This is a genomic window from Streptomyces sp. NPDC053755 (assembly GCF_040677675.1).
Classification (GTDB): domain Bacteria; phylum Actinomycetota; class Actinomycetes; order Streptomycetales; family Streptomycetaceae; genus Streptomyces.
Genome location: NZ_JBFASK010000003.1, coordinates 201,566 through 219,311, shown reverse-complemented (window position 1 = coordinate 219,311; position 17,746 = coordinate 201,566). Strand labels below are relative to the sequence as shown.

Annotated in this window: 13 protein-coding genes; 1 reads left to right on the top strand and 12 read right to left on the bottom strand. The window is 68.9% G+C overall.

The features are described from left to right. The first annotated feature begins 102 nt into the window (after nt 1–102). Entirely contained in the window at nt 103–2,274 is a 2,172-nt protein-coding gene (locus AB0K65_RS05575; protein ID WP_365714426.1) for a prolyl oligopeptidase family serine peptidase, read from the top strand. 13 nt (nt 2,275–2,287) lie between these two features. On the opposite strand, the gene AB0K65_RS05570 is transcribed toward AB0K65_RS05575, so the two are convergent. The 12 genes from AB0K65_RS05570 to typA all read right to left on the bottom strand — a co-directional run bounded on the left by AB0K65_RS05570 (nt 2,288) and on the right by typA (nt 17,683). After that, complete coding sequence (locus AB0K65_RS05570; protein ID WP_365714425.1) at nt 2,288–3,223, bottom strand: hypothetical protein; 936 nt, start codon at nt 3,221–3,223, stop codon at nt 2,288–2,290. Nucleotides 3,224–3,612: 389 nt separating this feature from the next. Continuing rightward, complete coding sequence (locus AB0K65_RS05565; RefSeq protein ID WP_365714424.1) at nt 3,613–4,665, bottom strand: dipeptide ABC transporter ATP-binding protein; 1,053 nt, start codon at nt 4,663–4,665, stop codon at nt 3,613–3,615. Then, nucleotides 4,658–5,641, bottom strand: coding sequence for an ABC transporter ATP-binding protein (locus tag AB0K65_RS05560; RefSeq protein WP_365714423.1), 984 nt, complete (start codon nt 5,639–5,641; stop codon nt 4,658–4,660). Before AB0K65_RS05560 ends, AB0K65_RS05565 begins: the two co-directional genes overlap by 8 nt. A gap of 6 nt (nt 5,642–5,647) precedes the next feature. Beyond that, nucleotides 5,648–6,664 carry an ABC transporter permease gene (locus AB0K65_RS05555; RefSeq protein WP_365714422.1) on the bottom strand — a complete coding sequence of 339 codons (1,017 nt, stop codon included), beginning with the start codon at nt 6,662–6,664 and terminating at the stop codon, nt 5,648–5,650. Then, nucleotides 6,657–7,580 (bottom strand): ABC transporter permease, encoded by a 924-nt coding sequence (locus AB0K65_RS05550; RefSeq protein WP_365714421.1) that lies wholly within the window; start codon nt 7,578–7,580, stop codon nt 6,657–6,659. The genes AB0K65_RS05555 and AB0K65_RS05550 overlap by 8 nt, the downstream gene beginning before the upstream one ends. Nucleotides 7,581–7,659: 79 nt before the next feature. After that, the gene (locus tag AB0K65_RS05545) at nt 7,660–9,285 is read right to left on the bottom strand and encodes an ABC transporter substrate-binding protein (RefSeq protein ID WP_365714420.1); all 1,626 of its coding nucleotides are present in this window, start codon (nt 9,283–9,285) and stop codon (nt 7,660–7,662) included. Nucleotides 9,286–9,444: 159 nt separating this feature from the next. Next, a complete protein-coding gene (locus AB0K65_RS05540) occupies nt 9,445–10,590 on the bottom strand; it encodes a dipeptide ABC transporter ATP-binding protein (RefSeq protein WP_365714419.1) in 1,146 nt (381 codons plus the stop codon). Then, nucleotides 10,583–11,641, bottom strand: a complete 1,059-nt coding sequence (locus AB0K65_RS05535; RefSeq protein WP_365714418.1) for an ABC transporter ATP-binding protein — start codon at nt 11,639–11,641, stop codon at nt 10,583–10,585. Before AB0K65_RS05535 ends, AB0K65_RS05540 begins: the two co-directional genes overlap by 8 nt. A gap of 14 nt (nt 11,642–11,655) precedes the next feature. Further along, nucleotides 11,656–12,609, bottom strand: coding sequence for an ABC transporter permease (locus AB0K65_RS05530; RefSeq protein WP_365714417.1), 954 nt, complete (start codon nt 12,607–12,609; stop codon nt 11,656–11,658). Continuing rightward, a complete protein-coding gene (locus AB0K65_RS05525) occupies nt 12,602–13,534 on the bottom strand; it encodes an ABC transporter permease (RefSeq protein ID WP_365714527.1) in 933 nt (310 codons plus the stop codon). The genes AB0K65_RS05530 and AB0K65_RS05525 overlap by 8 nt, the downstream gene beginning before the upstream one ends. Nucleotides 13,535–13,705: 171 nt before the next feature. Further along, a complete protein-coding gene (locus tag AB0K65_RS05520; protein ID WP_365714416.1) occupies nt 13,706–15,346 on the bottom strand; it encodes an ABC transporter substrate-binding protein in 1,641 nt (546 codons plus the stop codon). Between the two features lie 435 nt (nt 15,347–15,781). After that, nucleotides 15,782–17,683, bottom strand: a complete 1,902-nt coding sequence (gene typA / locus AB0K65_RS05515) for a translational GTPase TypA (RefSeq protein ID WP_365714415.1) — start codon at nt 17,681–17,683, stop codon at nt 15,782–15,784. Nucleotides 17,684–17,746: the final 63 nt, after the last annotated feature.

Sequence of the window (17,746 nt, the reverse complement as noted above, 5' to 3'; positions counted from 1 at the left end):
GGTATCCCTTACCCACCTAGCGCTACGGATCATAACTATGTGTGGCTTCGTATCCATGGTGTACGGAGGCACAGGGGGGCGCACAGCGCTAGGTTCGGTCGCATGACCTCGCCGCGGCAGCAGTCGTACCCGCTCTCGTTTCCTCGTCAGTACGCCCGGACTCAGCGGTTCTCCCTGGGTGTTCCGCGTGCCTTCACGGTCTCCCCGGACGGTGAACGGGTGGTGTTCGTGCGCTCCGCGAGTGGCACCGACCGCGCGCACGCGCTGTGGGTCCTGGATCTCGACGGGACGGCGGGCGGGCCGCGGGAGCGGATCGCGGCCGACCCGCAGACGCTTCTGGCGGGCCGGTCCGAGGAGTTGCCGGCCGAGGAGCGGGCGCGGCGGGAGCGCAGCCGCGAGGGTTCGGGCGGGATCGTCTCGTACGCGGTGGACGCGGCCGTGGAGTTGGCCGCCTTCCCCCTGTCGGGGCGGCTGTTCGCGGCGGAGCTGCGGGCGGGGACGGCCCGCGAGCTGCCGGTGCCCGGGCCTGTGCTCGATCCCCGTCCCTCACCGGACGGGCGGCTCGTCGCGTACGTGGCGCGGGGCGCGCTGCGGGTGACGGGCGCGGACGGGCAGGGGGACCGGGCGCTCGCCGAGCCGGAGGGCGCGCACGAGACGTACGGTCTGGCCGAGTTCATCGCGGCGGAGGAGATGGGACGCGGCCGCGGGTTCTGGTGGTCACCGGACTCGGACCGGCTGCTGGTGGCGCGCGTGGACGACCGGGAGGTGCGGCGGTGGTGGATCGCGGACCCGGCCCATCCGGACCGGGAGCCGCAGGCGGTGGGGTATCCGGCGGCGGGCACGCCGAACGCGGAGGTCCGGCTGTACGTGGTGGACCTCGGCGGAGAGCGGACGGAGGTGGGGTGGGACCGCGAGCGGTTCCCGTACCTGGCCCGGGTGCACTGGTCGGCGGACGGCCCGCCGCTGCTGCTCGTCCAGGCGCGTGACCAGCGCACCCAGGCCCATCTGGCGGTGGACCCGGAGACCGGGGCGACGCGGACGGTGCGGGTGGACGAGGACCCGGACTGGCTGGAGCTGCTGCCGGGAGTGCCGGCCTGGTCGCCGGACGGGCGGCTCGTCCGCGTGGAGGACCGGGCGGGCCCGGACGGGGCGCGGGTGCTCGTCGTCGGCGACCGGGTCCTGACCGGCGCGGACCTGCACGTCAGGGCGGTCCTGGACGTCGGCGACGACGACGTCCTGGTGTCCGCGTCGGCCGGGGAGACGGCGGCTCCGGAGATCGGCGAGATCCACGTGTACCGGGTGGGCGAGCGGGGTGCGGAGCGGGTCTCGCGGGGCGCGGGGGTGCATTCGGCGGTGCGCTGCGGGGCGGTGACGGTGCTGGCGTCGGCCCGGCCGGACGCCCCCGGGATCGTGACGCGGGTGCTGCGGGACGGTGAACAGGTGGCGGTGGTCGCCTCGTACGCCGAGACGCCCGTGCTCTCCGCCCGGGTCCGCCTCACGACGGGGGGCGCACGGCGGATTCCGTGCGCCGTCCTGCTCCCCGAGCACTACCGGGAAGGTGACGGACTACTCCCCGTGCTCATGGATCCGTACGGCGGGCCTCACGCCCAGCGCGCGGTGGCCGCGCACCAACCGCACCTGACGTCGCAGTGGTTCGCCGACCAGGGGTTCGCGGTGGTCGTGGCCGACGGGCGCGGGACGCCGGGCCGCTCCCCCGCCTGGGAGAAGGCGATCAGGAACGACCTGACGGCGACCTTGGACGACCAGGTCGAGGCGCTGCGGGCCCTCGCGGAGGAGGAGCCGCTGGATCTCGGGCGGGTGGCGATCCGGGGCTGGTCGTACGGCGGCTACCTCGCCGCGATGGGGGTGCTGCGCCGGCCGGACGTGTTCCACGCGGGGATCGCGGGGGCCCCGGTGACGGACTGGCGGCTGTACGACACCCACTACACGGAGCGGTACCTGGGGCTGCCGCAGGACGCTCCTGAGGTGTACGCGGCGAACTCGCTGCTCACCGACGACGGTCTGTCGGTGCCGGAGAGCCCGGCCCGGCCCCTGATGATCGTCCACGGTCTCGCGGACGACAACGTGGTGGTGGCCCACAGTTTGCGGCTGTCCTCGGCGCTGCTCGCGGCGGGGCGGCCCCATGAGGTGCTGCCGCTGACGGGCGTGACCCACATGACGCCGCAGGAGCAGGTGGCGGAGAACCTGCTGTTGCTCCAGGTCGACTTCCTGAAGCGGTCGCTGAACCTCCGCGAGGACGCGCGGGACGCGTGACGGCGACCGGGCGTCACCAGCCCGGCGGACGGGGGGACGGCGGGGCGGGGGGAAGTGCCGGCAGGGGTGGTGGAGTGGCGGCGGCTTCGCCCCGGGAGGCCAGGAGGACGAGGACGGCGGCCCCGGCGAGGAGGTCGAACAGCGAGGTGACGTGCGTGAGTCGCTCGGCCGGGGCGAGGGCGGACACCTGGCGGTGGAAGTCGGCTCGGAGCGCCGGGGCGAGGCCCATGAGGGCCGTCCCGCAGAGCAGGGCGGCCGCGGCGAGTCCCAGCGGGCGGGAGGCGGCCGACCTGGCGAGGGCGCCGCCCGCCGCGATGAGCGCGAGCAGGGCGAGGACGGTGGCGAGCCAGCCCGGTGGGGGCGCGAGCAGGGGTGCGAGGGCGGAGCGGCCGCCGGTGAACCGGTCGAAGGTGAGCTCGGCGGGCAGGTCGACGGCCAGGTGGACCTCCCAGGCGGCCCCGAACAGGCCGGCGAGCAGCAGCAGGACGCCCGAGGCGGCGGCGGGGCCGGGGCGGGGGCGTGCGGGGAGCGGCTCCGAGGGGGTGTCGGCGGGCCGGCGGCCGACGGCGGCGGTGACGAGGAGGGCGGCGGCGAGCCCGAGGGCGACGAGGGTGGTGATCAGGGCGCCGTTACCGGAGCCGGTGGCCCACAGGCCGGGCATCCGCACGGCGACGGTGACCCCTCCGGTGACCGCGAAGGCGCCGGCCGCACCCGGGGAGCGCACGGCGGTGAGGGCGGTGACGGCGTAGACGACGGCCAGCACCGGATCGAGCCCGGAGGTGGCAAGCCGTTCCCGCGGCAGGCGGTGGTCGCCGGCCCAGTACCGGAGGAGGTCGGCGGGCGGGCCGGTGAGGACGGCGAGGTCCCTGAGGATCCAGCCGACGGCCGTGAGCGCGAGTGCGACGGAGAGTGCGGCTCCGGTGAGACGTGCTGCGCGAGTCACTGTCACGAAGCCGATACTCACAGTGGCGACGCGCCGAGACAAGCGGTTTCGCATATGCCGGACGGGCAGCTCGGACGGGTGAGCCGAAGAGCGCAGATACCGGCCAGACCCGCACGACGGGCGAGTGAGCCGAAGGGCGCGCGGGTGTCGAAAGGGAGAACGCGCACAGGCCGCGAGGAACGAGCGGCCGAGCACGATCGACTGTCGACACGCGCATGAGGCGCCCGGAGGCGAACCGAGCCCGACAAAGAAGGAGAAGGCCGCCCCGGGCGCGTGTGCGTCCGGGGCGGCCTACGGCACCCGCACGGCCGTACGCTGTCGAGGGTGCCGTGTCCGTATATCGGAGCGGGGTCGCTGAAGTTGCCGCCGTGTTAAGGATGCTGACGTCGTCTCGTCTACTCCCGGTCGTCCTCCGTCGGCACCACGTGCTTCTCCTCCGCGAAGTGGCAGGCCGAGTCGTGCGCGGCCGGGGAGTCGGTCAGGCGGAAGACCGCCGGTACCGCCAGCGCCGGGACTTCGAGGGCGCAGCGTTCCTGTGCCTTCCAGCAGCGGGTGCGGAAGCGGCAGCCGGACGGGATGTTGGCCGGGGAGGGTACGTCGCCGGTGAGGATGATGCGTTCGCGGTGGGCGCGGGCCTCGGGGTCGGGGACGGGGACGGCGGAGAGGAGCGCCTGGGTGTAGGGGTGGGTGGGGTGGTCGTAGATCTCGGTGTCGGTGCCGATCTCGACGATCCGGCCGAGGTACATGACGCCGACGCGGTCGGAGATGTGGCGCACGATGGACAGGTCGTGGGCGATGAAGACGTAGGACAGGGAGAACTCGGCCTGGAGCCGGTCCAGGAGGTTGACGACCTGGGCCTGGACGGAGACGTCGAGGGCCGAGACGGGCTCGTCGGCGACGATGATCTCGGGCTGGAGCGCGAGGCCGCGGGCGATGCCGATGCGCTGACGCTGGCCGCCGGAGAACTGGTGGGGATAGCGGTTGATGTACTCCGGGTTGAGGCCCACGACGTCGAGGAGGTCCTGGACCTTCTTGCGCCGCGAGCCCTTGGGGGCGACCTCGGGGTGGATCTCGTACGGCTCCCCGATGATGTCGCCGACGGTCATGCGGGGGTTGAGCGAGGTGTACGGGTCCTGGAAGACCATCTGGATGTTGCGGCGGACGGCGCGCAGGGCCTTGGCGGACATGGTGGTGATGTCCTCGCCCTTGTAGGCGATGGATCCGGACGTCGGGCGTTCGAGGTTGACGAGCATCTTGGCCACGGTGGACTTGCCGCAGCCGGACTCGCCGACGATGCCGAGGGTCTCGCCCGCCTTGAGGTCGAAGGAGACCCCGTCGACGGCCTTGACGGCGCCGACCTGCTTCTTGATGACGATGCCCCGGGTCAGCGGGTAGTGCTTGTGCAGGTCCCGGACCTGGAGGATCGCCTCGTCCCGCACCTCAGCCATGGAGGCATTCCTTCCAGTAGTGGCAGGCGCTCGTGCGCGGTACCGGGGACTCGGTCACGGCGTAGAGCGGTGGCACGTCGGTGCGGCACCGGTCGCGGGCCAGGGGGCAGCGCGGGTTGAAGGCGCAGCCGGGCGGGATGGCGAGGAGGTTGGGCGGCAGGCCCTTGATGGCGAAGAGTTCCGAGCCCTTCTGGTCCAGGCGTGGAATCGATTCGAGCAGCCCTTTGGTGTAGGGGTGGGCGGGTGCCTTGTAGATCTCGTGGACGGGGGCGTGCTCGACGATCCGGCCGGCGTACATGACGGCGATCTTGTCGGCGACGTCGGCGACGACCCCGAGGTCGTGGGTGATGAGGATGAGGCCCATGTGGAGTTCGCGCTGAAGCTCGGCGAGGAGGTCCATGACCTGGGCCTGGACGGTGACGTCGAGGGCGGTGGTGGGCTCGTCGGCGATGATGAGTTCGGGTTCGAGGGCGAGCGCCATCGCGATCATGATGCGCTGGCGCATGCCGCCGGAGAACTGGTGCGGGTACTGGCCGACCCGCTCCTTCGCGGCCGGGATGCGGACCCGGTCCATCAGTTCGACGGCCTTGGCGCGGGAGTCCTTTCGCGACATGCCCCGGTGGACCTGGAACATCTCCCCCAGCTGGTCGCCGACGCTGATCACGGGGTTGAGGGAGGAGAGCGCGTCCTGGAAGATCATGGCCATCTTGGCTCCGCGGACCTTGCGCCGCTCCTCCTCCTTGAGCGTGAGCAGGTCCTGGCCCTGGAAGAGGATCTCGCCGCTGGTGATCTTTCCCGGCGGGACGTCGAGGATTCCCATGACGGCCTGCGCGGTGACGGATTTGCCGGAGCCCGACTCGCCGAGCACGGCGAGCGTCTCGCCCGCGTCCACGGAGTAGTCGACGCCGTTGACCGCCTTGGCCACCCCGTCCCGGGTGTGGAACTCCACGTGCAGGTCGCGGACTTCGAGCAGCATGGGCGCCTACCTCAGCTTGGGGTCGAGGGCGTCGCGCACCGCGTCGCCGAGCATGATGAACGCCAGCACGGTGATGGCCAGCGCCCCCGCCGGCCAGAGCAGCATGTGCGGGGCGTTGCGGATGTACTGGGAGGCGGAGGAGATGTCGATGCCCCAGGAGACGGTCGGCGGTTTGAGGCCGACGCCGAGGAAGGACAGGGTCGCCTCCAGGGAGATGTACGTGCCCAGCGCGATGGTCGCGACGACGATGACGGGCGCGAGGGCGTTGGGCGCGATGTGGCGGAGCAGCATGCGGGAGTTGGAGGCGCCGAGGGCGCGGGCCGCGTGCACGTAGTCGTTCTGCTTGGAGGTGATCACGGAGCCCCGGGCGATCCGGGAGAGCTGGGGCCAGCCGAGGAGGATCATGAAGCCGATGACGGGCCAGACGGTGTTGCTGGTGACGACGGACAGCAGGACGAGGCCGCCGAGGACGACGGGGATGGCGAAGAAGACGTCGGTGAGCCGGGAGAGGATCCCGTCCCAGAATCCGCCGAAGAAGCCGGCCAGGCCGCCGAGGACGGAGCCGAGCAGGGCGACGCCGAGGGTGGCGAGGACGCCGACGCTGACGGAGGTCCGGGCTCCGTAGACGGTGCGGGTGTAGACGTCGCAGCCCTGGCCGTTGAAGCCGAAGGGGTGTCCGGGCTGCGAGCCTTCCTGGGCTTTGGCCAGATCGCAGTCGAGGGGGTCGCCCGAGGTGATGAGGGACGGCCAGATGGAGATGACGACGAGGAAGAGGATCACCAGGGCGGAGACGATGAAGACGGGGTTGCGGCGCAGGTCGAGCCAGGCGTCGGACCACAGGGAGCGCGGTCTGCCCTGGGGGTCTTTCGGTGCCCGCCCCTCGGTGGCGGCCGAGGGGCCGCGTTCCAGGGTCTCGCCCTCGTCCATGGCGAGGTCCGTCCCGCCGCCGGCGCCGGTGTGGGCGATCGCGCGGCCGTGGTCGTACGGCTCGTTCGGCTCGGGTTGCTCGGATGACTCAGGCATAGCGGATCCTCGGGTCAAGGACGGCGTACAGGAGGTCGACGAGCAGGTTGGCCAGCAGGAACACGAGGACGAGGACGGTCACGAAGCCGACGACGGTCTGGGTGTTCTGGCGGACGATGCCCTGGTAGAGCTGGTAGCCGACGCCGTGGATGTTGAAGATCCGTTCGGTGACGATGGCTCCGCCCATGAGGGCGCCGATGTCGGTGCCGATGAAGGTGACCACGGGGATGAGCGAGTTGCGCAGCAGGTGGCGGGTGACGACCCGGCGGCGTGGCAGGCCCTTGGCGACGGCGGTGCGGACGTAGTCGGCGCGCTTGTTCTCGGCGATGGAGGTCCGGGTGAGCCGGGTGACGTAGGCGAGCGAGACGGAGGCGAGGACGAGGCCGGGGACGATGAGTTCGCCGAGGGGGGCCTCGGGGGAGACGGCCGGCTTGATCCAGCCCCATTTGACGCCGAGGAGGAGCTGGAGGAGGAGGCCGGTGACGAAGGTCGGCACGGAGATGACGACGAGGGTCAGCAGCAGCACGCCGGTGTCGACGGGGCGGCCGCGGCGCAGGCCAGTGAGGACTCCGAGGGTGATGCCGATGAGGATCTCGAAGACGATGGCGACGAGGGTGAGGCGGATGGTGATCGGGAAGGCGTTGGCCATCAGCTCGGTGACCGGCTGGCCGTTGAAGGCGGTGCCGAAGTCGCCGGTGAAGACGTTGCCCATGTAGGTCAGGTATTGCTGGACGACCGGCTTGTCGAGGCCGAACTCCGCCCGCAGCTGGGCGGCGGTGGCCGGGTCGCAGGCGCGGTCGCCGCAGAGGCCGGCGATGGGGTCGCCCATCACGTTGACCATCAGGAAGATCAGCAGGGTGGCGCCGAAGAAGACCGGGATCATCTGCAGCAGACGCCGGATCACATAACGACCCATGGGGGGCTCCGGGGGGTGGGGGGAAGGCGTACGGCCCGGCGGGGGGTGAGACGCCGGGCCGTATGCCGCTGCCCTTGCGTCAGTTGACCTTGATCTCGTTGTAGACGGGCACGCTGAACGGGTCGAGCGCGACGTTGGAGATCCGCTCCGAGTAGCCGGCGCTGCCGTTCTGGTACCAGAGCGGGATCGCGCCCATGTCGTCGCGGAGGACCTCCTCGGCCTGCTGGAACAGCTGGACGGCCTTCGCGGTGTCGGTCTCGGCGTTGGCCTGGTCGACGAGCTTGTCGAACTCCGGGCTCGTGTACTTGCCGTCGTTGGAGGAGGCGTTGGTGTAGTACATCGGCTGAAGGAAGTTCTGGATGAGCGGGTAGTCCATCTGCCAGCCCGCGCGGAAGGGGCCCTTGAGCTTCTGGGTGGTGACCTGGTTGCGGTAGTCGGCGAAGGTGCCGACGGGGTTGCCGACGCAGGCCCTGTTGTTGCCCAGCGCGTTGTTGATGGAGTTGCAGACGGCGTCCACCCACTCCTTGTGGGAGCCGGTGTCGGCGTTGTACGAGATCTTCATCGTGCCGCCGGGGATGCCGCCGCCCTCGGTGACGAGCTGCTTGGCGGCGGCCGCGTCGTAGAGGCAGTACTCGCCGCAGATGTTCTTGAAGCCGCCGTCCTCGCCGAGGACCGGGGAGGTCCAGTCGACGGCCGGGGTGCGGGTCTTCTGGAAGATGGTGTCGGTGATCTGCTGCCGGTTGATGGCCCGGGAGATGCCCTGGCGGAGCTTCTCCTGGCCGGGCTTGTTCCAGGCGGGGTCGTAGAACGGGATGGACAGGGTCTGGATGATGCCGGCGGGGACGTTGATGTAGCGGTCGCCCAGGTCGGCCTGGACGTTCTTGAGCTGGGAGGCGGGCACGTCGTCGACGAGGTCGAGGTTCCCGGCCGTCAGGTCGGTGTAGGCGGTGTTGTTGTCGGTGTAGACCTTGAGGGTCACGCCGCCGTTCTGCGCCTTGTCGGGGCCGGGGTAGGCGTCCCACCGCTTGAGGGCCATCTGCGAGCCCTTGGCGTAGGAGTCGACGGTGTACGGGCCGTTGCCGACGGGCTTGGCGAGCCAGGCGTCGTGGTCGGTGTAGAACGCCTGGGGCAGCGGGGCGAAGGCGGCGTAGCCGAGGGTCTCGGGGAAGGTGGAGAACTTCTGGGTGAGCTTCACCGTGAACGTCTGGCCGTTCACGACCTTCAGGCCGGACATGGTCTCGGCGGTCGGCTGCCCCTTCTCGGGGTGGACCTGCCCGTAGCCCTCGATGTAGCCGAAGAAGTAGGCGTTCTTCTGGTTGTTCTTCAGGTGGGCGCCGTAGTTCCAGGCGTCGACGAAGGACTTGGCGGTGACCTTCTCGCCGTTGGAGAAGGTCCAGCCGTCCTTGACCGTGATGGTGAAGTTGGTGGAGTCGGTCGTCTCGATCTTCTGGGCGAGCATGTCCTGGGCCTCGCCGGTCTTCGGGTCGTACTTCTTGAGCCCGCGGAAGATCATGTTGAGGACCTTGCCGCCCTGCACCTCGTTGGTGTTGGCGGGTTCGAGCGGGTTCTGCGGGTCTCCCCACGAGGAGCTCACGGTCCCGTCGGCGCCACTGCCGCCGCTGTCGCTTCCGCCGCCGCAGGCCGTCGCCGCGAGGGCGACGGCCGCGGCCAGTGCGGCCCACTTGGCGTGCGTGGCTCCGCGCATGAGGTGCCTCCTGAGTGTCCTGGGTCTCACGTAGGCCCCAATATCACCCCATTCACGCCCCTATGCACGTCTATCGCGTCCGTACGAACACGGCGAGCCCCCGGCGCCGTGGAGGGCACCGGGGGCTCGCTGTCACCTGATCGGCTCAGGCCGCCCTGGTCAGCTGACCAGGATGGCCTTCTCCTCGGCGAAGTGGCACGCGGACTCGTGCGCCGCCGGGGTGTCCTGGCCCTGGAAGCGCTCGGGGACCGCGAGGAGCGGCACCTCGACGGAGCACTTCTCCTCCGCCTTCCAGCAGCGGGTGCGGAAGCGGCAGCCCGACGGCGGGTTGGCCGGCGAGGGGACGTCACCGGTGAGGATGATCCGCTCGCGGTGGGCGCGGGCCTCCGGGTCCGGCACGGGGACCGCCGACAGCAGCGCCTGGGTGTAGGGGTGCGTCGGGTGGTCGTAGATCTGCGTGTCGGTACCGATCTCGGCCATCTTGCCGAGGTACATCACGCCGACCCGGTCGGAGATGTGCCGGACGATCGACAGGTCGTGCGCGATGAAGACGTAGGACAGGTTGAACTCGTCCTGCAGCTTCTCCATCAGGTTGATGACCTGCGCCTGGACGGAGACGTCCAGGGCCGAGACCGGCTCGTCGCAGATGATGATCTCCGGGTTGAGCGCGAGGCCGCGGGCGATGCCGATGCGCTGGCGCTGGCCGCCGGAGAACTGGTGCGGGTAGCGGTTGATGTACTCGGGGTTCAGACCGACCACATCGAGCAGCTCCTGCACCTTGCGGCGCCGGTCGCCCTTCGGGGCCACCTCGGGGTGGATGTCGAAGGGCTCGCCGATGATGTCACCCACGGTCATACGCGGGTTGAGCGAGGTGTACGGGTCCTGGAACACCATCTGGATGTTCCGGCGCACGGCCTTCAGCGCGCGGCCGGACAGCCGGGTGATGTCCTGGCCCTTGTAGAAGACCTCGCCCGCGGTGGCCCGCTCGAGGTTCATCAGCAGCTTGGCGACGGTGGACTTGCCACAGCCGGACTCGCCGACGATGCCGAGGGTCTCGCCCTGGTAGAGGTCGAAGGAGACCCCGTCCACGGCCTTGACCGCGCCGACCTGCTTCTTGAAGAGGATGCCCTGGGTCAGCGGGAAGTGCTTGACCAGGTTGCGCACCTGGAGGATCGGCTCCCCGCGCTCGACCGGTGCCTCGATGGCGGCTACGGCCTCCGCCTCGGTGGTCGCGTCGACCGTCTCCACGTCCGTGACGTTCGGGGTCGCGTCCACGGCTTCGTCCTTCCTGCCGAGCTCAGCCATGGATCGTCTCCTTCCAGAAGTGGCAGGCGCTGCCGCGGCCGGGCAGCTCCGTGCCGTCCCGCTCGGAGACCGGCGCGAGGGCCGGGATCTCGGTGCGGCAGATGTCGTCGGCCTTGGGGCAGCGCGGGTTGAAGGCGCAGCCGGTGGGCACGCGGAGCAGGTTGGGCGGCAGGCCCTTGATCGCGTAGAGCTCCTGGCCCTTCTGGTCCAGGCGCGGGATCGAGTCGAGCAGGCCCCGGGTGTACGGGTGGGCGGGGCGCTTGTACAGCTCGTGGACCGGGGCGGTCTCGACGATCCGGCCCGCGTACATGACCGCGATCTTGTCCGCGACGTCGGCGACGACGCCGAGGTCGTGGGTGATCAGGATCAGGCCCATGTTGTATTCCCGCTGGAGCTCCGCGAGGAGGTCCATGACCTGGGCCTGGACGGTCACGTCGAGCGCCGTGGTGGGCTCGTCCGCGATGATCAGGTCGGGCTCCAGGGCGAGCGCCATCGCGATCATGATGCGCTGGCGCATACCGCCGGAGAACTGGTGGGGGTAGTCGTTCACCCGCGCCGCGGCGGCGGGGATCTTGACCCGGTCCATCAGCTCGACGGCCTTGGCCTTGGCCTCCTTCTTGGAGAGCCCGTGGTGCACCCGGAACATCTCGCCGAGCTGGTAGCCGACGTTGAGGACCGGGTTGAGGGAGGACAGCGCGTCCTGGAAGATCATGGCGATCTTCCGGCCGCGGATCCGCCGGCGCTCCTCGTAGGACATCTTCAGCATGTCCTCGCCGCGGAACAGGATCTCGCCCTGCGGGATCTTGCCGGGCGGCATGTCGAGGATGCCCATGATGGCCTGCGCGGTGACGGACTTGCCGGAGCCGGACTCGCCGAGCACGGCGAGCGTCTCGCCCGCGTCCACGGAGTAGTTGACACCGTTGACCGCCTTGGCCACACCGTCTCGGGTGTGGAACTCCACGTGCAGGTCGCGGACTTCGAGCAGGGGCCCGTTGTGGTCGTCGCCGTCTCGCGGCGCCGGAACGGTCGCCGTCTTGTCGATGGTCGTCACGTTTTACGCCCTCCTCAGCGCAGCTTGGGGTCGAGGGCGTTGCGGACGGCTTCGCCGAGCATGATGAACGCCAGAACGGTGATGCTCAGCATGATCGAGGGCCACAGCAGGATGTGCTGCGCCGTACGGATCTGCTGGACACCGGCGGAGATGTCGACACCCCACGAAACGATGGGCGAGGACAGTCCGAGACCGAGGTACGACAGGGTCGCCTCGGCAGAGATGTAGCCGCCGAGCGCGATGGTCGCGACGACGATCACCGGGGCCATCGCGTTCGGCAGGATGTGCCGGAACAGGATGCGGCCGGTGCCGGCGCCGAGCGCCTTGGCTGCGTGGACGTAGTCCGCCTGCTTGACCGTGATCACGGCGCCGCGCATGACGCGGGTGATCTGGGTCCAGCCGAGGAACGCCAGGGCGAAGACGACCACCCAGATCGTGCGCTCGGTGAAGGACTGCAGGACGACCATGGCGCCGAGCAGGAACGGGATGCCGAAGAAGATGTCGGTGACCCGGGACAGGATCGCGTCCGTGATGCCGCCGAAGTATCCGGCGATCATGCCCGTGACGCTGCCGATGATGGTGACGATCAGCGTGACGGCTATGCCGACGATGACCGAGGCGCGGGTGCCGTAGATCAGGCGGGCGTAGACGGAGCGGCCCTGGATGTCGTAGCCGAACCAGCCCTCGGAGCCGATCTTGCTCAGCTCCGGCTTGCCGACGTAGTGGTTCACGAGGTCGCCCGCGGTGGGCGAGGCGCCGGTGAACAGGGTCGGGAATCCGGCGATCAGCAACAGGAAGAAGATCAGCACCGACGACACGATGAAGTACGGGTTGCGGCGCAGGTCCGCCCAGGCGTCGCCCCAGAGGGAGCGCGCCTTGTCCGCCTTCGGCTTCGGGGCCGGCTCCGCCGCGGAGGGGGGCGCGATGGCGTCCTCGACGGCGGCGACGGTCTTGGTCACGTCAGGCATAACGGATCCTCGGGTCCAGGACCGCGTACAGCAGGTCGATGAGGAGGCTGGTGGCGAGGTAGACGATCACCAGGATGGTGACGAGGCCCACCAGGGTGGAGCCCTCGCGCCGAGTGATCGACTCGTAGATGAGACCGCCGACGCCCTTGACGTTGAAGATGCCCTCGGTGACGACCGCGCCGCCCATGAGGGCGCCGATGTCGGTGCCCAGGAAGGTGACGACGGGGATCATCGAGTTGCGCATGAGGTGGACACCGATGACCCGGCGCTTCGGCAGGCCCTTGGCGACGGCCGTACGCATGTAGTCGGCGCGCAGGTTCTCCGCCATGGAGGTCCGGGTGAGCCGGGCGACGTAGGCGAGGGAGAGACCGCCGAGCACGATGGCGGGTGCGATCAGCTCGGACCACTTCTGGTCGTTGCTGACGTTCGGCTCCATCCAGCCCAGCTCGAACGCGAACACCATCTTGATGATGAAGCCGAGGACGAAGACCGGGATCGAGATGATCAGCAGGGTGAGGATCAGGACCGCGTTGTCGGCCAGACGGCCGGCCTTCAGGCCGGCGATGACGCCGAGCGCGATGCCGAAGGTCAGCTCGAAGGCGAAGGCCAGAGCCGCCAGTTGCAGGGTGACGGGGAACGCGTCGCCGAGAACTTCCGTGACCGGTCGTCCGTTGCGGATCTGGGTACCGAAGTCCTGGTTCCAGATGATGTCCCACATGTAGTTGCCGTACTGGACCAGAATGGGCTGATCAAGGCCCAGATCGTGTCTGATCTTGGCAAGGGTCGCCGGATCCACGCCCTTGTCACCGAACAGACCCGCCACGGGGTCGCCGGGCAGGCTGTAGACCATCAGGAAGATCAGCAGGGTTGTCCCGAAGAAGACCGGGATCATCTGGAGCAGTCGTCGTGCGACATAGCGCCCCATCATGCCTCCGTTGAGATGTGACAGCCGCAGCCGGACGGGCCCTCCCGCGGCACCCGCGCCCCAGTGGGCACGCGGATGTCATGGAAGGGCCCCCCAGCCACTGCGTAAGGCACCGGTACGGGGCCGACGGACGGTCGGCCCCGCATCGGCGTGCGGACTACGCTCGGGTGATTACTTCTTGACCTCGACGCCGGTCAGGATCGGGTCGCCGTCCTGGCCGTACGCCACGCCGGAGACCTTCTCCGAGTAGCCCGCGTTGACCTTGTAGTACCAGAGCGGGATCGACGGCATGTAGTTGACCAGGTCCTTCTCGATGGCCTGGTGCAGCTTCACCGACTCGTCCAGCGTCGCGGCGCCGTCGGCGGCCTTGATCCGGGCGTCCAGCTCCTTGTTGGAGAAGTCACCCTGGTTGCCCGCCGCACCCGTGCGGAACAGGTCGGAGATGAAGTTGGAGTTCACCGGGTAGTCGAGCACCCAGCCGGAGCGGTACAGGGACTTGACCTGCTTGCTCTTACGAGCGGTCAGGTCGGCCTGGAAGTCCGGCTTGCCGTCGCCGACGCACTGGACGCCGGTGGCCTGCGTGATGCTGTTGCAGACCGCGTCGACCCACTCCTTGTGACCGCCGTCCGCGTTGAACTGGATGGAGATCTTGTTGTTCGGGACGCCACCGCCGGCCTTGATGAGCTCCTTGGCCTTGGCGGGGTCGAACTTGGTGATGTCGCCCGCGGCGTTCTCCTGGAAGCCCAGGACGCCCTTGGCGACCCAGCCGGTCGCCGGCTCACGCGTACCCTGCAGCACCGTCTTGGTGATGGTGGCACGGTCGATCGCCATGGACAGACCCTGGATGACCTTCGGGTCGACCGGCTTCGGCTTCTTCCACTGGTCGGAGTAGAAGGCGACCGCGATGGACTGGATGGCGGAGTACGCCTGGTCCACGGCGCGCTCGCCGAGGTCCTGACGGTAGACCGGGAGGTCCTTCGGGCCGATCTGGCGCAGGACGTCGACGTTGCCGGACTTCAGGTCCTCGTACGCGGCCTCGAGGGTGGTGTAGTTCTTGAAGATCACACCACCGTTCTTCGCCTTGTTCGGACCCTTGTAGGCGTCGTAGCGGACGATCTTGATCTGCTTCTTGTGGTCCCAGGACTCGAACTTGTAGGGACCGTTGCCGACCGGCTTCTGGCCCGCGGCCTTGGAGTCCTTGTAGAAGGACTCCGGCAGCGGCGCGAAGACGATGTAGGCGAGCTTGTGGCCGAAGGCCGGGACCGCGCCCGTGAGCTCGATCGTGAAGGTGTTGTCGTCGACGATCTTCAGACCGTCGAGCTTGTCGGAGGACGGCTTGGCGCCCTCCGCCTCCGGGTGGAGCTTCTCGAAGCCCTTGATGTCCGCGAACCAGGACGACAGGCCCTGCGCGTTGTTGATGTTGGCGTTCCAGTTCCACGCGTCCACGTAGGACTTCGAGGTCACCGGGGTGCCGTCGTGGAACGTCCAGCCCGGCTTGAGCTTGACGGTCCACGTCTTCGAGTCGGTCGTGGTGACGGACTCGGCGTTGATCATCTCCAGCGAGCCGTCGGCCTTGTAGTCGACCAGGGTCGAGAACAGGCCGGCCATGACCGCGGAGCCGTTGGACTCCATCGTGTCGCCGGTGTAGAGGGGCTTCTCCGGCTCACCGAGCTCGATCGAGAAGATCCCGTTCGGGTCAACAGCGCCCTTGGCGTCGCTGCCACCGTCGCTCTTACCCCCGCCACAGGCGGTTGCTGCCAGGGCGACGACGATCGCGCCCACTACCCACTTGGCGCTCTTGGCACCGCGCATGGGTTCCTCCTCATGAGTCCACTTAGTCACTACAAGAAGGGCACTTCGAGTTCGCCGACACCCCTGACGGCTGTGCACTCAAGTGCCCCGAGTGTGCTCGTGAGTCGGCACTCCCCACAGTGCGTGACCCATTGACCCGAGCTCAATGGAGCCAACTATTAAGTACGTCAGGGCTGTAAACCACACTTAAGCGGTCTCGTTTTGGCAACATCACCACGGGCCATGAGACCGAAATCCGGACAAAGCGATCACAGACAGACACCCGCGAAACGGACCGTTAACACACGTTCCGGAGAGCGACGGCCGATATCCGGACAGGGCGCCCATGAAAAAGAGTTGACGAAAGGCCCGGGCCCCCACAGTGTCTGCGGGGGCCCGGGCCTCTGGTGAGACGGCGTCATCCGGCATGTTATAAGCGGAAGACGCGCTTCTGTCTCAGTTGTGCTTGGCGCGCGACGCGCTGCGGCCGCGCTCCTTCTGGTCCAGGACGACCTTGCGGATGCGCACGGCCTCCGGGGTCACCTCGACGCACTCGTCGTCGCGGCAGAACTCCAGGGACTGCTCCAGGGACAGCTTGCGCGGCGGGACGATGGCCTCGAAGGAGTCCGCCGAGGAGGAGCGCATGTTGGTGAGCTTCTTCTCCTTGGTGATGTTGACGTCCATGTCGTCGGCGCGGGAGTTCTCGCCGACGATCATGCCCTCGTACACCTCGGTGCCGGGGTCGACGAACAGCACGCCGCGCTCCTGCAGGTTGGTCATCGCGAAGCCCGTGACGGCGCCCGCGCGGTCGGCGACGAGCGAGCCGTTGTTACGGGTCGTCAGGGTGCCGAACCACGGCTCGTGGCCCTCGTGGATCGAGTGCGCGATACCCGTACCGCGGGTGTTGGTCAGGAACTCCGTACGGAAGCCGATGAGGCCGCGGGACGGGACCACGAACTCCATGCGTACCCAGCCGGAGCCGTGGTTCGACATGTTGTCCATGCGGCCCTTGCGGACGCCCATGAGCTGCGTGACCGCGCCCATGTGCTCCTCGGGGACGTCGACCGTCAGACGCTCGACCGGCTCGTGGACCTTGCCGTCGACGAGCTTGGTGACGACCTGCGGCTTGCCGATGGTCAGCTCGAAGCCCTCACGGCGCATCTGCTCGACCAGGATGGCGAGCGCCAGCTCACCACGGCCCTGGACCTCCCAGGCGTCCGGACGCTCGGTGTCGAGGACGCGGAGCGAGACGTTGCCGATCAGCTCACGGTCCAGACGGTCCTTCACCTGGCGGGCGGTGACCTTGCGGTCCTTCACCGCGGACTTGGCGTCCGCGCCCTTGCCGGTGCCACCGCGGCCGACGAGCGGCGAGGTGTTCGTACCGATGGTCATGGAGATCGCCGGCTGGTCGACCGTGATCAGCGGCAGCGCGATCGGGTTCTCCGGGTCGGCCAGGGTCTCGCCGATCATGATGTCGGGGATGCCGGCGACGGCGCAGATGTCACCGGGGCCGGCGACCTCGGCCGGCTTGCGGGTGAGCGCCTCGGTCATCATCAGCTCGGTGATGCGGACGCTGGAGATCGTGCCGTCCCGCTTGATCCACGCGACCGTCTGGCCCTTGCGCAGCTCGCCCTGCTCGACGCGGAGCAGCGCGATGCGGCCGAGGAAGTTGTCGGCGTCCAGGTTGGTGACGTGCGCCTGGAGCGGCGCCTCCTCGTCGTACACCGGGGCCGGGACGTGCTCGAGGATGGTGGAGAAGAACGGCTCCAGGTTGGTGGAGTCGGCCGGGACCGTGCCGTCCTCCGGCTTGGTCAGCGACGCGATGCCGTCACGGCCGCAGGCGTAGACGATCGGGAACTCGATCTGGTCCTCGTCCGCGTCCAGGTCGAGGAACAGGTCGTAGGTCTCGTTGACGACCTCGTCGATCCGGGAGTCCGGGCGGTCCGTCTTGTTGATGCAGAGGATGACGGGCATCCGGGCCTGAAGGGCCTTGCGGAGCACGAAGCGGGTCTGCGGCAGCGGACCCTCGGAGGCGTCCACGAGGAGGACGACCGCGTCGACCATCGACAGGCCGCGCTCGACCTCGCCACCGAAGTCGGCGTGGCCGGGGGTGTCGATGATGTTGATCGTGATCGGGGCCCCGCCGTCCTTGGGGTGATACTTCACCGCCGTGTTCTTGGCGAGGATCGTGATGCCCTTCTCACGCTCCAGGTCGTTCGAGTCCATCATGCGGTCGTCGAGGTGCTGGTGGGCGGCGAAGGCACCGGCCTGCTTGAGCATGGCGTCGACGATGGTCGTCTTGCCATGGTCGACGTGGGCGACGATGGCGACGTTACGGATGTCGTGGCGCGTGGGCATGGGTGCTTGCGCTTCTCTCGGATCGTGGGATGCGGCGTCAGTTCCTCTTACGCCCGCCGGGCG

Coding starts and splice junctions, on each gene's coding strand:
- AB0K65_RS05520 (WP_365714416.1), bottom strand. CDS start 15,346: ATGCGCGGTGCCAAGAGCGCCAAGTGGGTAGTGGGCGCGATCGTCGTC.
- AB0K65_RS05550 (WP_365714421.1), bottom strand. CDS start 7,580: ATGGGTCGTTATGTGATCCGGCGTCTGCTGCAGATGATCCCGGTCTTC.
- typA (WP_365714415.1), bottom strand. CDS start 17,683: ATGCCCACGCGCCACGACATCCGTAACGTCGCCATCGTCGCCCACGTC.
- AB0K65_RS05565 (WP_365714424.1), bottom strand. CDS start 4,665: ATGGCTGAGGTGCGGGACGAGGCGATCCTCCAGGTCCGGGACCTGCAC.
- AB0K65_RS05575 (WP_365714426.1), top strand. CDS start 103: ATGACCTCGCCGCGGCAGCAGTCGTACCCGCTCTCGTTTCCTCGTCAG.
- AB0K65_RS05525 (WP_365714527.1), bottom strand. CDS start 13,534: ATGGGGCGCTATGTCGCACGACGACTGCTCCAGATGATCCCGGTCTTC.
- AB0K65_RS05545 (WP_365714420.1), bottom strand. CDS start 9,285: ATGCGCGGAGCCACGCACGCCAAGTGGGCCGCACTGGCCGCGGCCGTC.
- AB0K65_RS05555 (WP_365714422.1), bottom strand. CDS start 6,664: ATGCCTGAGTCATCCGAGCAACCCGAGCCGAACGAGCCGTACGACCAC.
- AB0K65_RS05530 (WP_365714417.1), bottom strand. CDS start 12,609: ATGCCTGACGTGACCAAGACCGTCGCCGCCGTCGAGGACGCCATCGCG.
- AB0K65_RS05560 (WP_365714423.1), bottom strand. CDS start 5,641: ATGCTGCTCGAAGTCCGCGACCTGCACGTGGAGTTCCACACCCGGGAC.
- AB0K65_RS05540 (WP_365714419.1), bottom strand. CDS start 10,590: ATGGCTGAGCTCGGCAGGAAGGACGAAGCCGTGGACGCGACCCCGAAC.